Here is a 20,763-nt window from a genome sequence, read left to right as displayed (position 1 = left end):
CCATCCGGTCCCATGTGGTGTCGACGAAGACGCCAAAGGAGTTCACTAATGAGTACGGAACGCTCCGCCGCAGGGCGGCTCGAGGAAACCGACGTCAAAGCTTCAGGCCTCAAGAAGGTCGTCACGGCCTCCATGGCAGGCACGGTCGTGGAATGGTATGAGTTCTTCCTCTACGCGTCGGCCGCCACGCTCGTGTTCGGCAAGACGTTCTTCCCCAATTCGGGTACAGAGCTGGACGGCATCATCGCCGCCTTCGTCACCTATGCCGTGGGCTTCGTTGCCCGGCCCATCGGGGGCATTGTCTTTGGCCACTTCGGCGATAAGTTCGGCCGCAAGCAGCTGCTCCAGTTGAGCATCATCATGGTTGGCGTCGCCACCTTCCTCATGGGCTGCCTGCCCACCTTCGCCGAAATCGGCTACTGGGCCCCGGCGTTGCTGGTCTTCCTGCGGTTCGTGCAGGGCTTCGCCGTCGGTGGTGAATGGGGCGGCGCCGTGCTGCTCGTCGCCGAGCACAGCCCCAGCCACTCGCGCGGGTTCTGGGCCAGCTGGCCGCAGTCCGCAGTTCCGATGGGGAACCTGCTTGCCACGGGTGTGCTGTTCACGCTGTCCTCCACGCTGTCCCAGGAAGCCTTCCTCGGCTGGGGCTGGCGCGTGGCGTTCTGGCTGTCTGCCGTGATCGTGATCATCGGCTACTACATCCGCACCAAGGTCCAGGATGCGCCGATCTTCATCGAGGCACGCAAGGAAGTCACCGCGGAAAAGAAGGGCTACGGCGTCGCCGAGGTCTTCCGCCGTTACCCCCGCGGCGTCTTCACCGCGATGGGCCTCCGGTTCGCCGAGAATATCCTCTACTACCTTGTGGTGACATTCTCCATCACCTACCTGAAGGTCGTCGTCCAGACTGACACCTCCCGCATCCTGCTCCTCCTGCTGGTGGCACACTTCATCCACTTCTGCGCCGTCCCGCTGGTCGGCAAGCTCTCCGACACCTTTGGCCGGCGCCCCGTCTACATGGCAGGCGCAATCCTCGGCGGGACCTGGGGATTCTTTGCCTTCCCCATGATGGACACCGCCAACGACATGGTCATCCTGGCCGCCATCACCATCGGCCTGCTCTTCCATGCGCTGATGTACGCGGGCCAGCCGTCCATCATGGCGGAAATGTTCCCCACCCGGATGCGCTACTCCGGCGTATCCCTGGGCTACCAGGTGACCTCGATCGTGGCCGGTTCACTGGCCCCGATCATCGCCACGGCGCTGCTCAGCAACTTCAAGTCCTCCACCCCGGTGGCCCTGTACCTGCTGGGTGCCTGCATCGTGACCGCAGTATCCGTGTTCTTCCTCAAAGAGACGAAGGGCATCTCGCTGCACGACGTGGATGCCGCGGATGCCAAGGGCACCGCAGCGCTCCTCGCTGCCAACAAGAAGTAGCAAGCCGCCAGGCGGCACGAGCCAAGGCAGCTGCCCGGATCCGGGCAGTTGTGCGTCCCACGATCCAGCCACAGCAAGGAGCTGCCATGCGAGCCGCTGTCCTGTACAACACCGTTCCCTCAGGAGCCAGGTACTCCGAGGCACGCCCCCTTGTGGTGGAGGAGCTGGAACGGCCGGATCCGCGCGCCGGTGAACTCGGTATCGCCATCACCTATTCGAGCCTGTGCCACTCCGACCTCTCCGTCGTGGACGGCTCGCGGGTCCGTCCACTGCCGATGGCGCTTGGTCATGAAGCGGTGGGCCGGGTGCTGTCCGTGGGCAGCGGAATCACTGATGTTTCGGTGGGCGACCATGTCGTCCTGGTCTTCGTGCCGAGCTGCGGTGACTGCCGGGCCTGCCGGGCCGGCCGCCCTGCCCTGTGCCACCGGGCGGCCGAGGTCAACGGGTCCGGCGACCTGCTGCACGGCGAGGCGCTGCTGCGGACCCGCCAGGGAGGCCGCATCAACCACCACCTGGGTGTCTCCGCTTTCGCTGATTACGCGGTGGTGGCACGGGAATCGGTGGTGGTCATCGATGACAACGTTCCGGACACGGTGGCGGCGATGTTCGGCTGCGCAGTGCTGACCGGCATGGGGGCCGTGCTCAATACAGCAAAGCTCGACGACGGGGAATCCGTTGCCGTCTTCGGCCTCGGCGCTGTGGGCCTTTCCGCCATCATGGCGGCGCGGCTGGCCGGTGCCGGTTCGGTCATCGCAATCGATCCGAACCAGGGAAAGCACCAGCTGGCCCTTGACTGCGGCGCTACTGCGGCAGGAACGCCCGACGACGCCGCCCGCCTGGTAGCCGATGCCACCGGTGACGGCGTGGACGTTGCCGTGGAAGCGGTCGGTTCCGCCCGCGTGATCGCCTCGTGCCTGGAGCACGTGACCCGCGGCGGCGCTGTAGTGTCCGTAGGCCTGCCGCACCCCTCGGCGGAACTGACCGTTCCGGGGCTGCAGTTTGCCGGTGCCGGCAAGCGGCTGCTGGGGTCCTACATGGGCGATGCCGTGCCGGAACGGGACATCCCGAGGTACCTGGGATACTGGCGGGAGGGCCGGCTGCCGGTCGAACTGCTGCATTCGGACACCCGCCCCCTCGCCGAGATCAACGAAGGGCTGGACGCGCTGGCAGCCGGGCGGGTAGTCAGGCGGCTGTTCCAGGCGTAAAAGCTTCCGGAACGGAGCTCAGGCTGCGAGCAGGTCCTGCCGGGCCGACACTTCCTCCCTGAGGGCGGCAAGGACTGCCTGCACGCGCCCCGAGCGCAGTGATTCCGGCCGGCCGACAGCCCAGATGGGCAGCTGGCGCTCGAAATCGTGCGGCAGGACGGGCACGAAGGCGGGGTCCCGGGCCACCATGAAGTTCGGCAGCAGCCCGATGCCCGCACCCCTGCGTACGGCCTCCACCTGCGCAAAGATGCTCGTCGCCTGGAAGCTGGATTTTGGCATGGGCAGCTGGGATGAGCGATGGCCCAACTCCGCAACTTGGAGTGCCGACTCAACGTACGACACGAAGCCGTGCTGCCCCACGTCGTCGGGCGTTTCAGGCAGGCCGCGCCGCTGGGCGTACCCGGCACTGGCATAGAGCCGGAGGTAGTAGTTCGTGAGGAAGATCGTCTGGGCGTTGCTGACATCTGCTCCGCCCACCACCACTTCGAGGTCCACGCCGGACCTGTTGCGGCTGACTTTGCGGGTGGCGCTGAGCATTTCAACATTCAGCAGGGGGTGGCGTTGCTGGAGGCGGACCAGGGCAGGCGCCACGAATTCGGCGCCGAAACCGTCGGAGGTGCTGATCCGGACCATGCCCGAGAGGGCGCCGTGTTCCTGGCAAATGGCTCCTGCCAGCGAGCCGAGCGTCTCTTCAATGGCTTCTGCGGCTGCCACGGCCGAAGTGCCGAGCTCTGTCAACTCCCAGCCGTGCGGGCTCCGTTCGAGTGTCCGCCCGCCCAGCTGCCTGTCAAGCGCCAGGATCCGCCGCGAAATTGTGGTGTGCGTGGTGCCCAGTGCCTCCGCTACCGCATTGAACCGTCCCAGCCGTGCCACGGTCAGCAGGATCAGCAAGTCGTCCGGGTTGGGAAGCCTGCCCACTCGTCCGAACCTTTCCATCAGTGTGCATCCATGCACATGCCATCTGTGATTTTTCTCCTTGATTGCACTCTAACAGGATGTGACGGTGGACACTGAGCATTCCGGCCAAGGCGGCCGGGAGCAGAGCGAAGGAGCTTATGCCATGGCGGTAATCGGTTGGATCGGGTTGGGAAACATGGGCGGCTCCATGTCTGCGAACCTCGTCAAAGCAGGGCACGACGTACGGGGATTCGACCTGAACCCGGCTGCTGTCTCCGGGGCGGAAGCCGCAGGAGTCAAGCCAGCCCGGAGCATCGCCGACGCTGTGGACGGCGCCGACGTCGTCTTCACCATGCTCCCCAAGGGGGAGCACGCCAAGGCGGTGTATCTGGGGGACCAAGGCATCCTGGCTCACGCCGCCACACGCACCCTCTTGGTGGATTCCTCCACCATTGACATCGCCGCAGCCAAGGAACTGCACGACGCCGCTGCTGCCGCCGGCTTCCGTTTCGTCGATGCGCCGGTCTCGGGCGGCATGAGCGGGGCAAAGGCCGGGACGCTGACGTTCATGGTGGGCGGCGAGGACGGGGCGGTGGCGGAGGCCACGGAGTACATCCGGCCCATGGCAGCAAACATTATCCCCACCGGAGGCGCCACCACCGGCCAGGCCGCCAAGATCTGCAACAACCTGATGCTCCTGATCAATCTGGCCTCCACCGCCGAGGGCGCCGTCCTGGCGGACCGGCTGGGCCTGGACAAGCAGGTCTTCTGGGACATCGCGTCTGTTTCCTCCGGGGACAGCTGGGCCCTGCGCACCTGGTACCCCGTCCCGGGCGTGGTCCCCACGGCCGCGTCCAACAACGATTTCGCGCCGACCTTCACCACTGAACTGGCCAACAAGGACATCGGGCTGGCGATCAGCGCGGCAGAGGATACCGGCACACCGCTGGAGATCGGCAGGCACGTCCAGGAGCTGTTCCAGCGGCTTATCGATGCCGGCGAAGCAGGCAAGGACTGTTCCATGATCATCAAGCTCGTTGACGGCACGCTGGCAGCAGCCGAGTAACAACGTTTTTCCGAAAGAGGCACCCATGCAGACCATTCCCCATTTCATCAACGGCGCCCTTGTATCCGACGCCGAACGGTTCGGCCCGGTCTTCAACCCGGCAACCGGCGCCCAGGACAAGCAGGTGGCTCTCGCCTCCGCCGCCCGGGTGGAGGAGGCCATTGCCGCCGCGAAGACTGCCCTGCCGGCGTGGCGGGCCACCTCCCTGGCCAAGCGCACCAACATCTTCTTCCGCGTCCGCGAAATCCTCACGGCACGCAAATCCGAGCTGGCAGCGATCCTGACCAGCGAGCACGGCAAGGTCCTCTCCGACGCCGAGGGTGAGATCTCCCGCGGCCTCGAGAACATCGAGTTTGCGACCGGACTGTCACACATGCTCAAGGGGGAACGCTCCGAGCAGGTTTCCAGCGGTGTGGACGTTCACTCCGTCCGCCAGCCGGTGGGTGTGGTCGCGTGCATCACGCCGTTCAACTTCCCCGCCATGGTGCCGTTGTGGATGATCGGCAGCGCGCTGGCGTGCGGCAACACCGTGCTGCTGAAGCCCAGCGAGAAGGACCCGTCGTCCGCCGTCTTCATCGCCGAGGTGTTCGCCGAGGCCGGACTTCCGGCCGGCGTGCTTAACGTTGTCCAGGGGGACAAGGAGGCAGTGGACGTGCTGCTGGAGCACCCGGATGTGAAGGCGGTCAGCTTCGTCGGGTCAACGCCCATCGCCCAGTCCATCTACAAGCGCGCCGCGGACCACGGCAAACGGGTCCAGGCCCTGGGCGGCGCCAAGAACCACATGGTGGTCCTGCCCGACGCCGACCTGGACATGGCAGCCGATGCCGCCATCTCCGCGGCATACGGCTCCGCCGGTGAGCGCTGCATGGCAGTCAGCGTCCTGGTGGCGGTGGGCAATATCGCCGATGACCTGGTGGCGGCGATCAAGAGCCGGATGGCGGGCCTGAAGATCGGCCCCGGAACGGATCCGGCATCCCAGATGGGTCCGCTCATCACGGCCGAACACCGGGACCGGGTGGCGTCGTACGTTGCCGGCGCCGAGGGCGAAGGCGCCACGGTGGTGGTTGACGGCCGCGAGCAGCAGTTCGACTCGAACGGGTTCTTCATCGGCGTCAGCCTGGTGGACCACGTCAAGCCAGGCATGAAGGTCTATGACGACGAGATCTTCGGCCCGGTCCTGTCAGTGGTCCGCGCTGACACCTACAGTGACGCCGTACGCCTGGTCAACGAGAACGAATTCGGCAACGGCGTGGCCATTTTCACCCGCGACGGCGGCGCGGCACGCCAGTTCGAGTTCGACGTCGAAGCCGGCATGGTGGGTGTCAACGTGCCCATCCCGGTGCCGGTAGGCACGTTCTCCTTTGGCGGCTGGAAGAGCTCCCTGTTCGGCGACACGCACATGTACGGTCCCGAGAGCATCCGCTTCTACACGCGCGGCAAGGTGGTGACCACGCGGTGGCCGGATCCGTCCACCTCCGTTATCGACCTCGGATTCCCGCAGGTGGATTAGGCGCCCGTCAGCCGTTCATGATCTCGCCGCGGCGGGCCATGTACTCCTCGACCGACAGTTCGCCGTTGCTGTATTGCTGGTCGAGCTCCGCAAGCTTCCGGGCACGGAAGCCCTGCGGGGCCGACGGCGGCGGGGGAGTACCTGGCCCGCCCGGCTGCTCCGGGGCCTGGTAGGCGCCGGGTTGACCGGTCCCAGGCTGCTGGGACGGGGGCTGCTGGAATGGTGGTTCCTGGGGTGCCCACGGTCCGTTACCCACGGGGGGCACCGGCGGCTGTCCATACTGGTAGGGCAGCGGCTGGGGATTGTCGGCGGGCTGCTGCCGGCGTTCGATGCTGCGGAATCCGCCGGCGAAGTAGTCCTGCTGGGTGTAGCCGTCGCGGGGCGTTTTGCTCTGCGGGCCGGCGGAGCCCGGGAACTGTCCCGGAAATTGCCCTGGCTCCGGAAACTGCCCCGGATACCCGCCGGAGAAGCCTTGGTCCTGGTTCCTGCGGTCAACGGATTTGCGGTACATCCGCATCCCCACCGGGATCAGGAGTGACAGGATGATGATCCAGAAAAACAGGTCGAGCACGATGCTGCACCTCTCATGTTGTCTCATCCAAGCTTAGTGCCGGAGGACACAGCCACCACGGGTACGCCAATAAACCGTTCGTACCGGTCCACGGCCGCCTGGAGCGCAGCTGCCAGGGGTGGGGCCGGCCTGTCGGCGGCGGAGCCTGCGAGCCGGATGTCGAGTTCGCACCGGTCCCTTCGCAGGTTGTGCCGCCAGGAACCGGCCATCCGTCCGTCCAACAGCACCACGTGCATCGGCTCACCCCCAAACGGGAACGCGGGAGCGCTGCCACCCAGGTAATGCCGGGTGGCAGAGTACCCCATCACGTATTCGTCATAGCACTGCAGCAGGTCGATCCGCGGCCCCGCAGCAGCAGGCGGGAGCTCCCCGGATGCGCAGTAATGGTCGACGCCGTCAATCACCACTTCCGCCAACTCGCCGGAATGTGCCTCCAGTGCTTGCTGCACTCCCTGCCGGACGTCCGTTACGGTCAGCCCGGACCAGCCTGCACAGTCCTTTACTGTGGCCGGCCCTCGGCTGGTGAAATAGCGCCGGACGAGTTCCGTGAGCGCGTCCGCGCGGGCGGTCCCGGATCCGGCGGGCACCCGCTCGTCAAAAAGCGCGTACGTCTGTTTGAGGGCGCCCCCGGCGCTGCGGACCGGCCGCCCGCTGACCAGGATGCCGGAAACCTCGGCATGCATGATGAGGTACGCCAGCTGCAGGCCCTTCGCCGGGAACCCCGCTGCCCGCAATGACCCTGCGAGTTCATCACGTGTCAGGTGGTTCCCGCCTGCCACCGCTCCGGCCAGGACCGAGGCCCTGCGCGCGGCAGTGGCGGCATCGATCCCCGTCTGCCGGTTGGTGGCAGCGTTCATCAGCTCAAGCCGCGGCGCTGACAAGGGCAGCAGCCAGCGGAGGTCGTCCCGGTGGACGAAGTGCCACGTGGGCCGCAGGATATGCGTGCGCAGGATCGTGCCCTCGCCTACTGCCTGCTCAATTTCTGTGGCGGTGACCGGCGCCGCCCGGGGGACGCGCTGCGCCAGGCTCCACCGGGCGTAGGCGAACTCCTGGGACTGCACGGCCAGGAGCTTCCGCAGGGCGGCCTCGGCAGTCACCGCACCCGGTTCCCGGAGCATCTGTGCCTGCAGCCTCCGCTGAACCACCTCGTCCGGTTCCATCGTCACCTGGCCACCATGGGTCCAGCGCCGCAGGCCCTGGCGTGTTATCGCCGGGCGGGCTCGCTGCTGCCCAGGGGTCCCTCGCCGGACCCCAGTGGAACTCCCGGGCCGAAGACGGGACCCGGCGTCGGACGTTTGGCCGTGATGCCGTCGCCCGAGGACTGGTGCCGCAGCCGGCGGAGCACCCAGGGGACGAAGTACTCGCGGGCCCACACCAGGTCCCCGGACCGTGCTTCCCGCCAGGTGCGCGGCGGGAGCGGCTTGGGCTGGAGCGGCTCCAGCGTGTGATCCACGTTCAGCGCGTCCAGCACCATGGCGGCGATGGTGTGGTGGCCCAGCGGGGAGAAGTGCAGCCGGTCCTGGTCCCACATCTGCGGGTCGCTAAGCTGCCGCAGGGACCACATGTCGGCGATGATGGCGTCGTGCCGGGAAGCTACCGTGCGCAGGTTCTCGTTGTAGATGGCCACCTTGCTGCGGATCCGGCTGAGGACCGAGGAGCCGGTGTCAGGCCCGTTGAAGAGGACAACCGTGGTTCCGCCCATGGCCAGGATCTGGACCACCGAATCGAGTTTCTCGGCCAGCGCGTCGGGGTCGCCGCCGGGACGGATGAGGTCGTTGCCGCCGGCGGACAGCGTCACCAGGTCCGGCTTCAGCGCAAGGCAGGGTGCCAGCTGCTGGTCGACGATCTGCTGGAGCAGGCGGCCGCGCACAGCCAGGTTGGCGTAGGCGAAGTCGGGGTGGCTGCGGCCCAGTTCCTCGGCCACCCTGTCGGCCCAGCCGCGGTAGCCGCCGGGGCTTGAAGGTTCGGGGTCGCCGATGCCTTCGGTGAACGAGTCGCCCATGGCCACGTACCGGGTCCAGGGGTGGGATCCGGAGTGCGCGGGCGGGGTCTGGATGGCACTTGCGTCAGTCACGGTCCCTATCCTGCCTTTCGCCGCTCCGGCTACGCGAACGTAGGTTGTTACCTTCGGGTAGCTGATAAAAATGGAAACCATGACTGAAGCCGAAGTATTTCCTGCCCCTGTTGTCCTGTGGTCCCACCCGGAGGACCAGCGCGACGGCAAACCGCTGCTCGTCCTGCTGCACGGCTACGGCGCCAACGAACAGGACCTCCTGAGCCTGGCCGACCTCCTCCCGGGGGACTTCGCGGTCGCCTCCGTGCGGGCGCCGATCGCCATGGGTCCCGGCTTCACGTGGTTCCCGCTGACGGCGTCCATCGACTACTCGCTCGAGCGCGTCAAGCGTGCATCGGAGTACGTGCTGGACTGGATCGACAGCATCAGGGTCGGGCACCCGTCCGTCACCCTGCTCGGCTTCTCGATGGGCATGGCCATGGCCACCACGCTCCTGCGCCAGCGGCCCACGGACTTCGCCGCCGTCGTCGGGCTCTCAGGCTTCGTGGTGGACGCAGGCGACGATCCCAGCTTCCGGGACGACGAACTGGACGGCACCATTCCGATGTTCTGGGGCAGGGACCAGCAGGACCCGGTGATCACGCCGGACAAGATCGACTACACCATGGGCTGGGTCCGCAAGCACGTCAAGCTCACCAAGGTGCTCTACACGGGCATGTGGCACGGCATCAACCAGCAGGAGATCGGGCACGTCGGCGAGTTCCTCACCCACGAGGTCCTAAAGAAATAGGAGTACGACGGCGGGGCGCGCCAGGGTGGGACCCCTCAGTCCTCCGTCGGCTCAGTCCTCCGTGGGCGCCACCACGCGTACCGTCTGGTTGTTCACCGTGACAGTATCGCCGTTGCGCAGCTGCCGGCCCCGCCGGTCGTCGATCTCGCCGTTGACCTTGACGAGTCCGTTCCTGATCAGCTCGGTGGCCTCCACACCGTCCTCCACCAGGTTGGCGAGCTTCAGCAACTGGCCGAGGCGGATCATGCTGTCGCGGATGGGGACGTCGTCAACGGGGTTGCTCATAGAGCAATAATGCCTGACGTAAGGTGGATCCAATGACCTCCACCTCCCGCCTGCCCGTGCTCGCAGGCCTGCCGCTGGCGGTGGGCGCAGGCCTTGCCATCCCCGCCCAGGGCCGGATCAACGGCGCGCTCGGTGCCCGGCTCGACGACGGCGTCACCGCCGCGGTGGTGAGTTTCAGCACAGGCCTGCTTGTCATGATCCTGATCTCGCTCGTCCTGCCGCGCGGCCGTGCGGGACTGGCCCGCATACTTCCGGTCGTCCGCAGCCGGGCGTTCCCCCGGCCCTACGTCCTGGCCGGCGGCATCGGGGCGCTCTTCGTGTTCGCCCAGACCTTCACGGTCGGCATCCTGGGCGTCGCGCTGTTCACCGTTGCCACCGTCACGGGCCAGACAGTCAGCGGTTTGCTGGTGGACCGGCTGGGCCTTGGCCCCGCCGGCCGGAAGTCCGTCACCGGCATCCGCATCATCGGCTGTATCCTCACGATCGCCGCCGTCGCCTGGGCCGTGTCTCCGCGGTTTGCTGCGTCGGGCCCGGGAACAGGCCCCGACGGCGGAGCTGCCGCGCTGCTGCTGCCCCTCCTGCTGCCCGTGGCGGCGGGCTTCCTCATGAGCTTCCAGCAGGCCATGAACGGCACCGCAACCGTGCACTACGGCACCCCGATTGCCGCCACCCTGGTCAACTTCATCGCCGGCTGCCTGGTCCTGTGGACGGTGCTGGGCATCAAGGTGGCCGTCGCCGGTCCGGGCAACCCGCTGCCGGGGGAGTGGTGGTACTACCTGGGCGGACCCATGGGCTGCGTCTTCATTGGCCTCGGGGCCCTGCTGGTCCGGACCCTCGGCGTCCTGGTCACGGGCCTCGGGATGATCGCCGGCCAGCTGCTGGGTTCGCTGGCGCTGGATGTGTTCCTTCCCGCCCCGGGCAGCGTCGTGGCCCTCCCCACAGTGCTGGGCACAGTCCTGACCCTGGCGGCCATCATCCTGGCGACCCTGCCGTGGCCGCGGGGCGCGCTGCGCCGATAACATCCGGGCGGGCAGCGGCCGGTAGGCTAGGACACGCAGCTTTTACGCATCCCTTCATCCGCCCCGCCGCGCTCCCGGACGTGCCTTACGGCCGGCAGCGCCCGGGGCCTGAAAAACCGCGGACCGCACCCAGCGGCCCTGTAGAAATTGGAGTTACCCCCATGGCAGCAAAATCCGTTCTCGACCAGGTCATTTCCCTCTCCAAGCGGAGGGGCTTCGTGTTCCAGGCCGGTGAGATCTACGGAGGTTCGCGCTCTGCCTGGGACTATGGCCCCCTCGGCGCCGAGCTGAAGGAAAACATCAAGCGCCAGTGGTGGCAGTCCGTTGTCCGCGGACGCGAGGACGTGGTGGGCCTGGACTCCTCCGTCATCCTGCCCCGCCAGGTTTGGGAAGCCTCCGGCCACGTCGAGGTCTTCTCCGACCCGCTGGTCGAGTGCCTGTCCTGCCACAAGCGCTACCGGGCGGACCACCTCGAGGAAGAGTACGAGGAAAAGAAGGGCCACCCCGCCGAAAACGGGCTGAAGGACATCGTCTGCGCCAACTGCGGCACCCGGGGCCAATGGACCGAACCGCAGGAGTTCTCAGGCCTGCTCAAGACTTTCCTGGGCCCGGTGGCCAGCGAGGAAGGCCTGCACTACCTCCGACCGGAAACCGCACAGGGCATCTTCGTGAACTTCAACAACGTGCTCACCACGTCCCGGAAGAAGCCGCCGTTCGGCATCGGCCAGATCGGCAAGTCCTTCCGCAACGAGATCACGCCCGGCAACTTCATCTTCCGCACCCGCGAGTTCGAACAGATGGAAATGGAGTTCTTCGTTGAGCCCGGCACGGACGAAGAGTGGCACCAGTACTGGATGAAGGAGCGCATGGCCTGGTACACGGGCCTGGGCATCCGCGAAGAGAACCTGCGCTTCTTCGAACACCCGAAGGAAAAGCTCAGCCACTACTCCAAGGGCACCACGGACATCGAGTACCGCTTCGGGTTCCAGGGCTCCGAGTGGGGCGAGCTGGAAGGCATCGCCAACCGGACCGACTTCGACCTCTCCACCCACGCCAAGGCCTCCGGCACGGACCTGAGCTACTTCAACCAGGCCACCAACGAGCGCTACATCCCGTACGTGATCGAACCCGCCGCCGGCCTCACCCGGTCCTTCATGGCGTTCCTGATCGACGCCTACACCGAGGACGAGGCACCCAACGCCAAGGGCGGCGTCGACGTCCGCACCGTGCTGAAGCTTGACCCGCGCCTGGCGCCGGTTAAGGCCGCCGTGCTGCCGCTGAGCCGCAATGAGGCACTGTCCCCGAAGGCCAAGGACCTCGGCACCCAGCTCCGCAAGAACTGGAACATCGACTTCGACGACGCCGGCGCCATCGGCCGCCGCTACCGCCGCCAGGACGAAATCGGCACCCCGTTCTGCATCACCGTGGACTTCGACACCCTCGAGGACCAGGCCGTGACCATCCGCGAGCGGGACACCATGAGCCAGGAACGCGTGTCCCTGGACAAGGTGGAGGGCTACCTGGCCGCCCGGCTGATCGGCGCCTAGCCATGGCCATCGAGTACCGCGAATGGCAGGAGGGCGACGACCTCGCCCTCCTCGAGATCTGGGGCGACCCCGAAACCGCCCAGGCCCGTCAGTTCCGCGGCGCCCTCGCCGTTTCCTCCAACGGGGGCGGCGGCATCCCGTGGCGCCGCTGCATCGTGGCCGAGGACGTCATCGACGGCGTCGGCATTCCCGTCGCGGCCGGCGTCGTGTATGAAGCCTCGCTGCATCCGGAACGGCTCTGGACCTACATCGAGGTGGCCCGGGACCACCGGCGCTCAGGCATTGGTGCGAGCCTCCTGGCCATGCTGCGCCGCGAAGCCGAACACGCGCCGTCGGGTGTCACCAGGCTGCGCGCCAAGGTGGAGCCGGGAACTCCCGGAGCCGCGTTCGCGGAGGCCGCCGGACTCGCGCCCATCCAGCGCTCCCGCCTGGTGGTGGTGGAGCCCGCGGCGCTGAAACTTCCGGTGTTCCCGGACAAGGATTACGGCGGCCGGCCCGTCAGCGGCGAAAACGCCGGCTCGGACGTGGTGATGGACCTGGCCACCGGCTCCGTGGAACTCACGGACGTCGTGGGCCGGTACTACACGTCCATCCACGGCTGGGACTCGCCAGGGGTGCTGTCCGTCGGGCAGGTGCAAAAGCTGTTCCTGGACGACCTCACGGGAGCGCACGGCGCCATCGTGCTGCGCGCCCAGCCGGAATCCGCGTTCGGCGCGGGTGTCGCGCCGGGCAGGAAGGGCCGGATCCGGGCCTTCGCCGTCAGCTACGCGGCTCCCGCGGACCCTGACGCGGCACCGCACCTGGAACAACAGGGCGCGGAGGGCACGGCTCCCGGGGCCCCCACCGACGTTTTCGTCGGCCACGACCCCGCACTGGACGCGGACGACGCCGCAGAGGCCGTCCGCGACATCCTCGCACTCATCGCGTACCAGCACCCGGTGATGCTGGAACTGGACGACTCGATGACAGCCCTGCGCGCCGCCGTCGAACCCCTCCTGGAAAGCGGCAAAGCCCGGCTCGCGGGCGCAGAGACCCTCGTCGTCTCGGACTGACACCCAACTATCCATCTATGTGGCGCGAAGTGCCGTTTTGACCGCCCAAAACGGCACTTCGCGCTAGTTGCTTGGGGTGGTGCTACGTGGCGCGGGAATCACGACGGCGGCGCGCGGCAGCGTCCTGCGCGTCCATCACCTGCCGTTCCCGTTCGGTGGGCGCGCTGCCGCCCAGGTGCGCCGGCATCCACCACGCACCCGGTTCCGGTGCCCGCGGGAAACCGGCAATACAGGCGTCGATCCCGGCCTGGAGCACACCGCGGAGCCGCTCCGTGGCATCCTGAACATCTGTGTCCGGCCCGAAACGCAGCGGGTCACCGATCTGGATCCGCACGGGGGCGTGCCAGGCCCTCCGAGCCGAAAATCCGTGCCCCCTGGTCAACAGCCGGTGGGCACCCCATACCGAAACCGGTATCAGCGGAACGCCCGCCTCCGCGGCCATCCGGACCGCGCCCGTCCTGCACTCGCGGACCACGAAGCTGCGGCTCACCCCGGCTTCGGGAAACACCGCCAAATACTCTCCGGCGCGCAGCTTCGCCACGGCCTCCCCATAGGCCGCCCTGCGGTCGGTGCGCCCCACCACCACCTGGCCGGAAGTCCTGATCGCCATCCCGGCGAGCCAGTGGTCGGCGGCACCCTGGTGGATCAGGAACCGCAGCCTGGCACGGCAATGCCTCCACAGGACGAGTTCTGCCACCGCAAAATCAAGGTAGCCGAAGTGGGTGACGGCAAAGACCGCCCCGCTGCCCGGCATGACCGCGCGGGAACCCCGCCTCGGCCCCGGTGCGGGCAGGTGTCCAAGCCCCGACGCCAAGATGCGGATCCGGAAGGCCCACCGCAGGAACTGCCCGGTCCGCAGCATGAACCGGTACAGTCCGTCACCGGGCGGGACGCCCCGGAGCATGCAGGCCGCCTTACCCCGCCCGAACGCCGGAGGCCGGGCAGGGCTGGAAGGGGCAGCCTCCGGTCATAACGTCACCTGCACCGCGGACTCCGGCAGGAGATGGCCGAAGCCGCGGGGCGGGCGGACCTTGGCGCCGGTGCTCTCGGCGAACGCCTTGATGACGAAGCCAGTGGCAAGGGTCTGCCACAGACGCAACTTCCGCAGCATAAAGTGGCCCGCGCCTGTCAGCGCCACGTACTGCACGCTGGCGGTTTCACTGCTTGCCCGGCGGGCGAACGCCAGCGACTGGGAGGGACTGGTCCAGCGGTCTGTGGTGCCGTGGACAATCAGGACCTTCCTGCCCGCCACATTGCGGACCGGCGTCTGGGGACTCAGCCAGGGGGCGAGCGCCACCACAGCCTCCACCTGGGGGTGGTCGGCGGCGCAGACCGCCGTGAGTCCGCCCATCGAGTGGCCCACCAGGAAGACGGGGAGGCCGGGATGCTGTTCGGTGATCTGCGCAAGGGCCCACCGGGCGTCCTGCAAGGGGCTCATGTCCGGGCCGTTCCAGCCGCGGACGCTGTTGCGGAGCAGCCACACTTCCAGCCCGTGCTTGCGCCCGGCGCGGTGCAGGTGCCGGGCGAAGGGCACCATCCGTGCGGGGCTCAGGTGCCTGGCTTCCACCGGTTCGCGGCTGTGCGACTTGCCGCCGTGCAGGACCAGGGCCACCGCGCGGGTGGGAACCGAGGGCCGCAGGACGCTCAGCACCGCCTGGTGGGCCGGTGCGGCAGAAATGCCCCCGGACAGCCTGGAGCTGCTGTCTTCGCTGATTGGGTTGGCCACGCCTGGTACCTCCCGCTGATCCATTTATCAACCCTACGGTGCCGGACGTAGAGTTCAAGGTATGAGGTTTCACTGCTGATGGGCGCCGGCCACTCCCATACGTCAGAAAGTCATTCGGAGCCGACGCCGCAGGCGATGGCTGCACGGCGCAGGGCAAACCGGATCCTGGCGGCGGTGCTGATTCCCATCGCCATCCTGACGCTGGCCGGCATGGCGATGCTGTGGCCGTCCGGCAGCAAGGAAGGCATCTCGCTGGCCAACCCGTATGCTGCGGCGCCGGGGGTCACGTTCGACACGGGGACCATCCAAAGCGTGTCGGTTGAGAACTGCATGCAGGGCGTCAGCCAGCAGGGGCAGGGCCAGCAGGGGCAGGGCCAGCAGGACTCCGGTGGCCAGGCGCAAAACCCGCCCGCGCAGCAGGGGGCCGATTGCACCTTTGCCCTTACGGAGCCGGACAAGGGCGGCAGCCCGGTCAAGGTGGTCATCAACCCGGACGTCGCCAAATCCCACGGGGTGAAGCCCGGCGACCAGATCCGGTACCTGAACCTGTCCCAAGCCCAGGGCGCCGCGGGCTCCCAAGGATCGCCGGCCTACATCTTCGTGGACTTCGTCCGTTCCCTGCCCATCGTGCTGCTGGCGGTGCTGTACGCCGCGGTGGTGATTGCAGTGGCCCGGTGGCGCGGCCTCCGGGCGCTGATCGGCCTCGTGGGCGCCTACTTCGTGCTGGCGACCTTTATGCTGCCCGGCCTGGTGGAAGGGAAACCGCCGCTGCTGCTGGCCCTGGTGGGATCCACGGTGATCATGATCGGGGTGCTGTATTTCGCGCACGGTTTTTCGGCCCGGACCTCAACGGCCCTGCTGGGGACGATTTTCGGGCTGGGCATCACGGCGCTCCTGGCGGCATGGGCGACCGGCGCCGCCAACCTCGCCGGCGTGGGCAGCCACGACGCCACCACCCTGGTGAACACGTCGGCCAACATCTCCATCTCCGGGGTAATCCTGTGCGGCCTGATCATTTCCGGACTGGGTGTCCTCAATGACGTGACCATCACCCAGTCCTCGGCGGTGTGGGAGCTGTACGAACTGGCGCCCGGCAGCAGCGCGCGGAAACTTTTCACGTCCGCCATGCGGATCGGCCGCGACCACATCGCCTCCACCGTGTACACCATCGCCTTTGCCTACGCGGGCGCAGCGCTGCCGATCCTCATCATCGTGATGCTGTACGACCGCCCGCTCGCGGACACCCTGACCAGCGCCGAGCTCTCCGAGGAGGTCATCCGTACGCTCGTGGGTTCGATCGGGCTGGTCCTGGCCATCCCGGTCACCACCCTGATCGCCGTGCTGGTGGTCAAGGCGACCGGCATCAAGGACGCCGGACCCGCTGCGCAGCAGCACAACACGGTGCAGCAGCAGGACAGGGTGCAGGTGCAGGACAGGGCGCTTCAGGACGACGGCGGCCGCAGCGTTGCGGACGGCGTCGACGACACGGGGGCCCTCGCCGCCGCGGCGCTGGAAGGCCGCGCGCGGCGGGAACAAGAACCCGACAGCCCGCCTGACGGCATGCCGGCGACGCGCCGCGGCCGGCGGGCTGCCGGCAACTGACGCCGGACTGCAGCGGGGCGGGCGGGCTGGTTCCTGCTGGTCAGCCAGCCACAGGTCCGGGCCGAACACCTGCCGGAATCACGATTTGCCGGGCTTTGCAACAATGGAATGGTGACTGTTGCAGCAACTCCTCCCGCCCCCAAGCTGGAACTCCCGCCCCTGAAGCTGGGACCCATCACCGTCGACACGCCGGTGATCCTGGCGCCGATGGCCGGAATCACCAACTCCGCGTTCCGCCGGCTCTGCCGTGAATACGGCGGCGGCATGTACGTCGCGGAGATGGTCACGTCCCGCGCCCTGGTGGAACGCACCCCGGAGTCGCTTCGCATCATCTCCCACGACGACGACGAGAAAGTCCGCTCCGTCCAGCTGTACGGCGTGGACCCGGGCACCGTGGGTGCAGCGGTACGGATGCTGGTTGAAGAGGACCGTGCCGACCACATCGATTTGAACTTCGGCTGCCCGGTGCCCAAGGTGACCCGGCGCGGCGGCGGCTCCGCCCTGCCCTGGAAGATCGACCTCTTCACCGCCATCGTGCAGACTGCCGTCAAGGAAGCAGCCAAGGGCAACATCCCGCTGACCATCAAAATGCGCAAGGGCATCGACGACGACCACCTCACCTACCTCGACGCCGGCCGGATCGCCCGCGACTCCGGCGTCGCCGCCGTCGCGCTCCACGGCCGCACGGCCGCGCAGTTCTACTCGGGCCAGGCGGACTGGTCGGCCATCGCACGGCTGCGCGAAGCGCTCCCCGACATCCCGGTCCTGGGCAATGGCGACATCTGGTCCGCCGAGGACGCCGTCCGGATGGTCCGGGAAACAGGTGTCGACGGCGTGGTGGTGGGCCGCGGCTGCCAGGGCCGGCCGTGGCTGTTCGGCGACCTGCAGGCAGCCTTCGAAGGCAGCGACGTCCGGCACCGCCCGACCCTGGGCCAAGTGGCGGCCGGGGTGTACCGGCACGCGCAGCTCATGATCGAAACGTTCGGCGGGGACGAATACAAGGCGCTGCGGGAGATCCGCAAGCACATGGCGTGGTACTTCAAGGGCTACCCGGTGGGCGGCGACCTGCGCGCCAAACTGGCAACGGTGCCCACGCTGGAGGTACTCCGGTCCCTCCTGGACGAGCTTGACCAGGATATGCCGTACCCCGGCGTGGACTCCGAAGGCCCCCGCGGCCGTGCCGGCACTCCGAAGAAGCCCGCCCTGCCCAAGGACTGGCTCGATTCCCGCGCCCTCAACGACGCCCAGTCCCGGGACATCGCCGCCGCTGAACTGGACGTGTCCGGTGGCTGAGACTCCCGTGGCCGAGACCCCGGCTGTCACAACGTCCGGCTATAACGCCGACGATTCCGCCCGCTGGGTGGAGGAACCGCCCAAGAGTGTCTACCGGTCCGACTTCGAACGCGACCGTGCCCGGGTCCTGCACTCCTCGGCGCTCCGCCGGTTGGGCGCGAAAACGCAGGTGGTGGCGCCGGACACCGACGACTTCGTCCGCACCCGGCTGACGCACAGCCTGGAAGTTGCCCAGGTGGGCCGGGAACTGGGGCGGGCGCTGGGCTGCGATCCCGACGTTGTGGACACTGCCTGCCTGAGCCACGACCTGGGCCACCCGCCGTTCGGCCACAATGGGGAATCGGCCCTGAACGAGGTGGCGCACGCGATTGGCGGGTTCGAGGGAAACGCCCAGACCCTGCGCCTGCTGACAAGGCTGGAGCCCAAGGTCCTGTCCGCCGACGGGCAGCCCGCCGGGCTGAACCTCACCCGCGCCAGCCTGGACGCGGCCGCCAAATACCCGTGGTCCGCGCTGGAGGCACCGGTGATCCACGGCCAGCGGACCAGCAAGTTCGGCGCCTACGAGGACGATCTCCCCATCTTCAAGTGGATCCGGCAGGGCGCACCCGAGCGAAGGTCCTGCCTGGAAGCCCAGGTCATGGACCTCGCAGATGACATCTCCTATTCCGTGCACGACGTGGAGGACGCGATCGTGGCCGGGCACTTCCAGCTGCGGTGGATGGACAACCCGGACCACCGCGCCCGGGTGGTGGGCTACGCCAGGCAGTGGTACTTGCCGCACAACGATCCCGCTGCCATCGACGCCGCCCTCGCCCGGCTGGAGGCCACCGATGTGTGGGTCCGCGAAGCCGACGGCAGCCGCAAATCCATGGCCGCGCTGAAGAACATGACCAGCCAGCTCATCGGCCGGTTCTGCCAGAGCGCCCTGGAGACAACCCGGGCCGTGTACGGTCCCGGCCGGCTCACGCGCTACGGGGCCGAGCTGATGGTTCCGGATGAGACCGTGATGGAAATCGCGGTCATGAAGGGCCTGGCCACGACCTTCGTGATGACCACCGAGCACCGCCAGCCGATCTACGAACGCCAGCGGGAAGTCCTGCACGCGCTGGTCACCGCCTTGAGCGCCACGGGGGACCGGCACCTGGAACCGATGTTCGCCGCGGACTGGCGGGACGCTGCCGACGACGGTGCGCGGCTTCGCGTGGTCATCGACCAGGTGGCGTCCCTCACGGACGGTTCCGCCCTGGCCATGTACGAGCGCCTGGTGGGCAGCCTGCCGTCGCTGTGGTGAATTACGCAGCGGGGAACGCGGCAGGCTGCCGGCCGCCGTCGTACCCGCAGAATAGGATTTTTCTGTGGCTGGGCTGATCAAACGCGAAGACATTGATGAAGTACGCCAGCGCACGGACATCAAGGAAGTGGTTGACGGCTACGTCACCCTGAAGGGCGCCGGGCTGGGCACCTTCAAGGGCCTGTGCCCGTTCCATGACGAGCGCTCGCCCTCGTTCACCGTCCGGCCCCAGGTGGGCCGCTACCACTGCTTCGGCTGCGGCGAGGACGGCGACGTCATTGCCTTCGTCCAGAAGCAGGACCACAGTTCCTTCCAGGAAGCCGTGGAAAAGCTGGCGGCGCGCATCGGCTACGAGCTGCGTTACGAGGACGGCGGGTCCGGACCCAGCCGCGAGGAAGTCGGCCGCCGGCAGCGGCTGCTGGACGCGCACAAGATCGCCGACGAATTCTTCCGTGCCCAGCTGCTGACCCCCGGCGCCGCCGAGGCCAGGACCTTCCTGTTCGGCCGCGGCTTTGACCGCGCCGCTGCCGAGCATTTCGGCTGCGGCTACGCGCCGCAGGGCTGGGACGCGCTGCTCAAGCACCTCCGCGGCCGCGGCTTCACCGATGCGGAACTGAAGCTGACCGGCATGTTTTCTGAGGGGAACCGGGGTATTTACGACCGCTTCCGCGGCCGCCTGATCTGGCCCATCAAGGACATCGCCGGGGACACCATCGGGTTCGGCGCGCGCAAGCTGTACGAGGACGACCAGGGCCCCAAGTACCTGAACACCGCCGAGACCGCCCTCTACAAAAAATCCCAGGTCCTGTACGGCATCGACCTCGCCAAGCGGAGCATCGCCAAGGACCGCCAGCTGGTGGTGGTTGAGGGCTACACTGACGTGATGGCCTGCCACCTGGCAGGAATCACGACGGCGGTGGCAACCTGCGGCACCGCGTTCGGCACCGAGCACATCAAGATCGCCCGCCGGCTGCTGTCCGACGACGGCACCGGGGGAGAGGTCATCTTCACCTTCGACGGCGACGCCGCCGGGCAGAAGGCGGCGCTGCGCGCCTTCGAGGAGGACCAGCGGTTCACGGCCCAGACCTATGTGGCGGTTGAACCCACAGGTGCCGACCCCTGCGACCTCCGCCAGGCCAGGGGTGACGACGCCGTGCACGGCCTGATCCAGTCACGCCGGCCGCTGTTCGAATTCGCCATCCGCACAACGCTCAAGCAGTTCAACCTGGACACCGTGGAAGGCCGTGTGCAGGGCCTGAAGGCCTCCGTGCCCGTGGTGGCCGCCATCCGTGACGCGTCCACCCGGACGGGCTACTGCCAGGCCCTGACCGGCTGGCTGGGCATGCCCGACCCCAACGAGGTCCTGCGCCTGGTCAACGCCGAAGTGAAGAACGCCGCCAGGCGCGGGGACAACGGGCGCCCCTCCGGTGCCGGAACCCACGCCGGCGCTGCCCCGGCCAGCGG

The 20,763-nt window shown here is 67.8% G+C and carries 19 protein-coding genes; 12 read left to right on the top strand and 7 right to left on the bottom strand.

The genetic code is table 11. The annotated features are described in order from the left end of the window. The first annotated feature begins 48 nt into the window (after positions 1–48). A complete protein-coding gene (locus ACYQ1Z_RS19325; RefSeq protein ID WP_459794167.1) occupies positions 49–1,431 on the top strand; it encodes an MFS transporter in 1,383 nt (460 codons plus the stop codon). 86 nt (positions 1,432–1,517) lie between these two features. Continuing rightward, complete coding sequence (locus ACYQ1Z_RS19320; RefSeq protein WP_459794166.1) at positions 1,518–2,636, top strand: zinc-dependent alcohol dehydrogenase family protein; 1,119 nt, start codon at positions 1,518–1,520, stop codon at positions 2,634–2,636. An 18-nt stretch (positions 2,637–2,654) separates the two neighbouring features. Here the strand turns inward: ACYQ1Z_RS19320 and ACYQ1Z_RS19315 are convergent, their stop codons facing one another. Next, positions 2,655–3,572 carry a LysR family transcriptional regulator gene (locus ACYQ1Z_RS19315; protein WP_459794165.1) on the bottom strand — a complete coding sequence of 306 codons (918 nt, stop codon included), beginning with the start codon at positions 3,570–3,572 and terminating at the stop codon, positions 2,655–2,657. Positions 3,573–3,696: 124 nt separating this feature from the next. On the opposite strand from ACYQ1Z_RS19315, the gene mmsB reads away from it, so the two are divergent. Continuing rightward, positions 3,697–4,599, top strand: a complete 903-nt coding sequence (mmsB, locus tag ACYQ1Z_RS19310) for a 3-hydroxyisobutyrate dehydrogenase (RefSeq protein ID WP_459794164.1) — start codon at positions 3,697–3,699, stop codon at positions 4,597–4,599. A 25-nt stretch (positions 4,600–4,624) separates the two neighbouring features. Beyond that, positions 4,625–6,109 carry a CoA-acylating methylmalonate-semialdehyde dehydrogenase gene (locus ACYQ1Z_RS19305; RefSeq protein ID WP_459794163.1) on the top strand — a complete coding sequence of 495 codons (1,485 nt, stop codon included), beginning with the start codon at positions 4,625–4,627 and terminating at the stop codon, positions 6,107–6,109. A gap of 7 nt (positions 6,110–6,116) precedes the next feature. On the opposite strand, the gene ACYQ1Z_RS19300 is transcribed toward ACYQ1Z_RS19305, so the two are convergent. The 3 genes from ACYQ1Z_RS19300 to ACYQ1Z_RS19290 are packed head-to-tail and all read right to left on the bottom strand — an operon-like array spanning position 6,117 to position 8,754. Further along, positions 6,117–6,680, bottom strand: a complete 564-nt coding sequence (locus ACYQ1Z_RS19300) for a hypothetical protein (RefSeq protein WP_459794162.1) — start codon at positions 6,678–6,680, stop codon at positions 6,117–6,119. Positions 6,681–6,703: 23 nt separating this feature from the next. Further along, positions 6,704–7,840: a winged helix DNA-binding domain-containing protein gene (locus tag ACYQ1Z_RS19295; RefSeq protein WP_459794197.1), complete on the bottom strand. Its 1,137-nt coding sequence runs from the start codon at positions 7,838–7,840 to the stop codon at positions 6,704–6,706. Between the two features lie 44 nt (positions 7,841–7,884). After that, positions 7,885–8,754: an SGNH/GDSL hydrolase family protein gene (locus ACYQ1Z_RS19290; protein WP_459794161.1), complete on the bottom strand. Its 870-nt coding sequence runs from the start codon at positions 8,752–8,754 to the stop codon at positions 7,885–7,887. A gap of 79 nt (positions 8,755–8,833) precedes the next feature. Between ACYQ1Z_RS19290 and ACYQ1Z_RS19285 the strand changes: the two genes are divergently transcribed. Continuing rightward, positions 8,834–9,484 (top strand): alpha/beta hydrolase, encoded by a 651-nt coding sequence (locus tag ACYQ1Z_RS19285; protein WP_459794160.1) that lies wholly within the window; start codon positions 8,834–8,836, stop codon positions 9,482–9,484. Positions 9,485–9,535: 51 nt separating this feature from the next. Here the strand turns inward: ACYQ1Z_RS19285 and ACYQ1Z_RS19280 are convergent, their stop codons facing one another. Next, entirely contained in the window at positions 9,536–9,769 is a 234-nt protein-coding gene (locus tag ACYQ1Z_RS19280) for an RNA-binding S4 domain-containing protein (protein ID WP_459794159.1), read from the bottom strand. 32 nt (positions 9,770–9,801) lie between these two features. Here ACYQ1Z_RS19280 and ACYQ1Z_RS19275 point away from each other — a divergent pair, with 32 nt between their 5' ends. The 3 genes from ACYQ1Z_RS19275 (at position 9,802) to ACYQ1Z_RS19265 (ending at position 13,387) form a co-directional block, all read left to right on the top strand. Then, a complete protein-coding gene (locus tag ACYQ1Z_RS19275; RefSeq protein ID WP_459794158.1) occupies positions 9,802–10,788 on the top strand; it encodes a DMT family transporter in 987 nt (328 codons plus the stop codon). 161 nt (positions 10,789–10,949) lie between these two features. Then, positions 10,950–12,335 carry a glycine--tRNA ligase gene (locus ACYQ1Z_RS19270; RefSeq protein WP_459794157.1) on the top strand — a complete coding sequence of 462 codons (1,386 nt, stop codon included), beginning with the start codon at positions 10,950–10,952 and terminating at the stop codon, positions 12,333–12,335. A gap of 2 nt (positions 12,336–12,337) precedes the next feature. Next, complete coding sequence (locus tag ACYQ1Z_RS19265) at positions 12,338–13,387, top strand: GNAT family N-acetyltransferase (protein WP_459794156.1); 1,050 nt, start codon at positions 12,338–12,340, stop codon at positions 13,385–13,387. An 82-nt stretch (positions 13,388–13,469) separates the two neighbouring features. On the opposite strand, the gene ACYQ1Z_RS19260 is transcribed toward ACYQ1Z_RS19265, so the two are convergent. Together ACYQ1Z_RS19260 and ACYQ1Z_RS19255 are read right to left on the bottom strand one after the other, a co-directional pair. Next, positions 13,470–14,291: a lysophospholipid acyltransferase family protein gene (locus tag ACYQ1Z_RS19260; RefSeq protein WP_459794155.1), complete on the bottom strand. Its 822-nt coding sequence runs from the start codon at positions 14,289–14,291 to the stop codon at positions 13,470–13,472. 63 nt (positions 14,292–14,354) lie between these two features. Continuing rightward, positions 14,355–15,077 (bottom strand): alpha/beta hydrolase, encoded by a 723-nt coding sequence (locus tag ACYQ1Z_RS19255; RefSeq protein WP_459794196.1) that lies wholly within the window; start codon positions 15,075–15,077, stop codon positions 14,355–14,357. Between the two features lie 171 nt (positions 15,078–15,248). Here ACYQ1Z_RS19255 and ACYQ1Z_RS19250 point away from each other — a divergent pair, with 171 nt between their 5' ends. The 4 genes from ACYQ1Z_RS19250 to dnaG all read left to right on the top strand — a co-directional run. Further along, the gene (locus tag ACYQ1Z_RS19250; protein WP_459794154.1) at positions 15,249–16,715 is read left to right on the top strand and encodes a YibE/F family protein; all 1,467 of its coding nucleotides are present in this window, start codon (positions 15,249–15,251) and stop codon (positions 16,713–16,715) included. Between the two features lie 111 nt (positions 16,716–16,826). Next, on the top strand, positions 16,827–18,008 hold the full coding sequence (dusB, locus tag ACYQ1Z_RS19245; RefSeq protein ID WP_459794153.1) for a tRNA dihydrouridine synthase DusB: 1,182 nt from the start codon (positions 16,827–16,829) through the stop codon (positions 18,006–18,008). Continuing rightward, entirely contained in the window at positions 18,001–19,299 is a 1,299-nt protein-coding gene (locus tag ACYQ1Z_RS19240) for a deoxyguanosinetriphosphate triphosphohydrolase (RefSeq protein WP_459794152.1), read from the top strand. Before dusB ends, ACYQ1Z_RS19240 begins: the two co-directional genes overlap by 8 nt. A 64-nt stretch (positions 19,300–19,363) precedes the next feature. Then, positions 19,364–20,763 (top strand): DNA primase (gene dnaG, locus ACYQ1Z_RS19235; RefSeq protein WP_459794151.1); only part of this gene is annotated, 1,400 nt, incomplete at its 3' end.

Source organism: Arthrobacter sp. AD-310 (assembly GCF_054656615.1).
The sequence above is the reverse complement of the archived record's forward strand: the minus strand, read 5'-3'. Positions and strand labels throughout refer to the sequence as shown.

What these genes read in the sequence shown, in the direction of transcription:
- ACYQ1Z_RS19275 (WP_459794158.1), top strand. Translation starts at nt 9,802, where the DNA reads ATGACCTCCACCTCCCGCCTGCCCGTGCTCGCAGGCCTGCCGCTGGCG.
- ACYQ1Z_RS19250 (WP_459794154.1), top strand. Translation starts at nt 15,249, where the DNA reads ATGGCTGCACGGCGCAGGGCAAACCGGATCCTGGCGGCGGTGCTGATT.
- ACYQ1Z_RS19280 (WP_459794159.1), bottom strand. Translation starts at nt 9,769, where the DNA reads ATGAGCAACCCCGTTGACGACGTCCCCATCCGCGACAGCATGATCCGC.
- ACYQ1Z_RS19285 (WP_459794160.1), top strand. Translation starts at nt 8,834, where the DNA reads ATGACTGAAGCCGAAGTATTTCCTGCCCCTGTTGTCCTGTGGTCCCAC.
- ACYQ1Z_RS19295 (WP_459794197.1), bottom strand. Translation starts at nt 7,840, where the DNA reads ATGGAACCGGACGAGGTGGTTCAGCGGAGGCTGCAGGCACAGATGCTC.
- mmsB (WP_459794164.1), top strand. Translation starts at nt 3,697, where the DNA reads ATGGCGGTAATCGGTTGGATCGGGTTGGGAAACATGGGCGGCTCCATG.
- ACYQ1Z_RS19265 (WP_459794156.1), top strand. Translation starts at nt 12,338, where the DNA reads ATGGCCATCGAGTACCGCGAATGGCAGGAGGGCGACGACCTCGCCCTC.
- ACYQ1Z_RS19315 (WP_459794165.1), bottom strand. Translation starts at nt 3,572, where the DNA reads ATGGAAAGGTTCGGACGAGTGGGCAGGCTTCCCAACCCGGACGACTTG.
- ACYQ1Z_RS19305 (WP_459794163.1), top strand. Translation starts at nt 4,625, where the DNA reads ATGCAGACCATTCCCCATTTCATCAACGGCGCCCTTGTATCCGACGCC.
- ACYQ1Z_RS19270 (WP_459794157.1), top strand. Translation starts at nt 10,950, where the DNA reads ATGGCAGCAAAATCCGTTCTCGACCAGGTCATTTCCCTCTCCAAGCGG.
- ACYQ1Z_RS19325 (WP_459794167.1), top strand. Translation starts at nt 49, where the DNA reads ATGAGTACGGAACGCTCCGCCGCAGGGCGGCTCGAGGAAACCGACGTC.
- ACYQ1Z_RS19260 (WP_459794155.1), bottom strand. Translation starts at nt 14,291, where the DNA reads ATGCTCCGGGGCGTCCCGCCCGGTGACGGACTGTACCGGTTCATGCTG.
- ACYQ1Z_RS19320 (WP_459794166.1), top strand. Translation starts at nt 1,518, where the DNA reads ATGCGAGCCGCTGTCCTGTACAACACCGTTCCCTCAGGAGCCAGGTAC.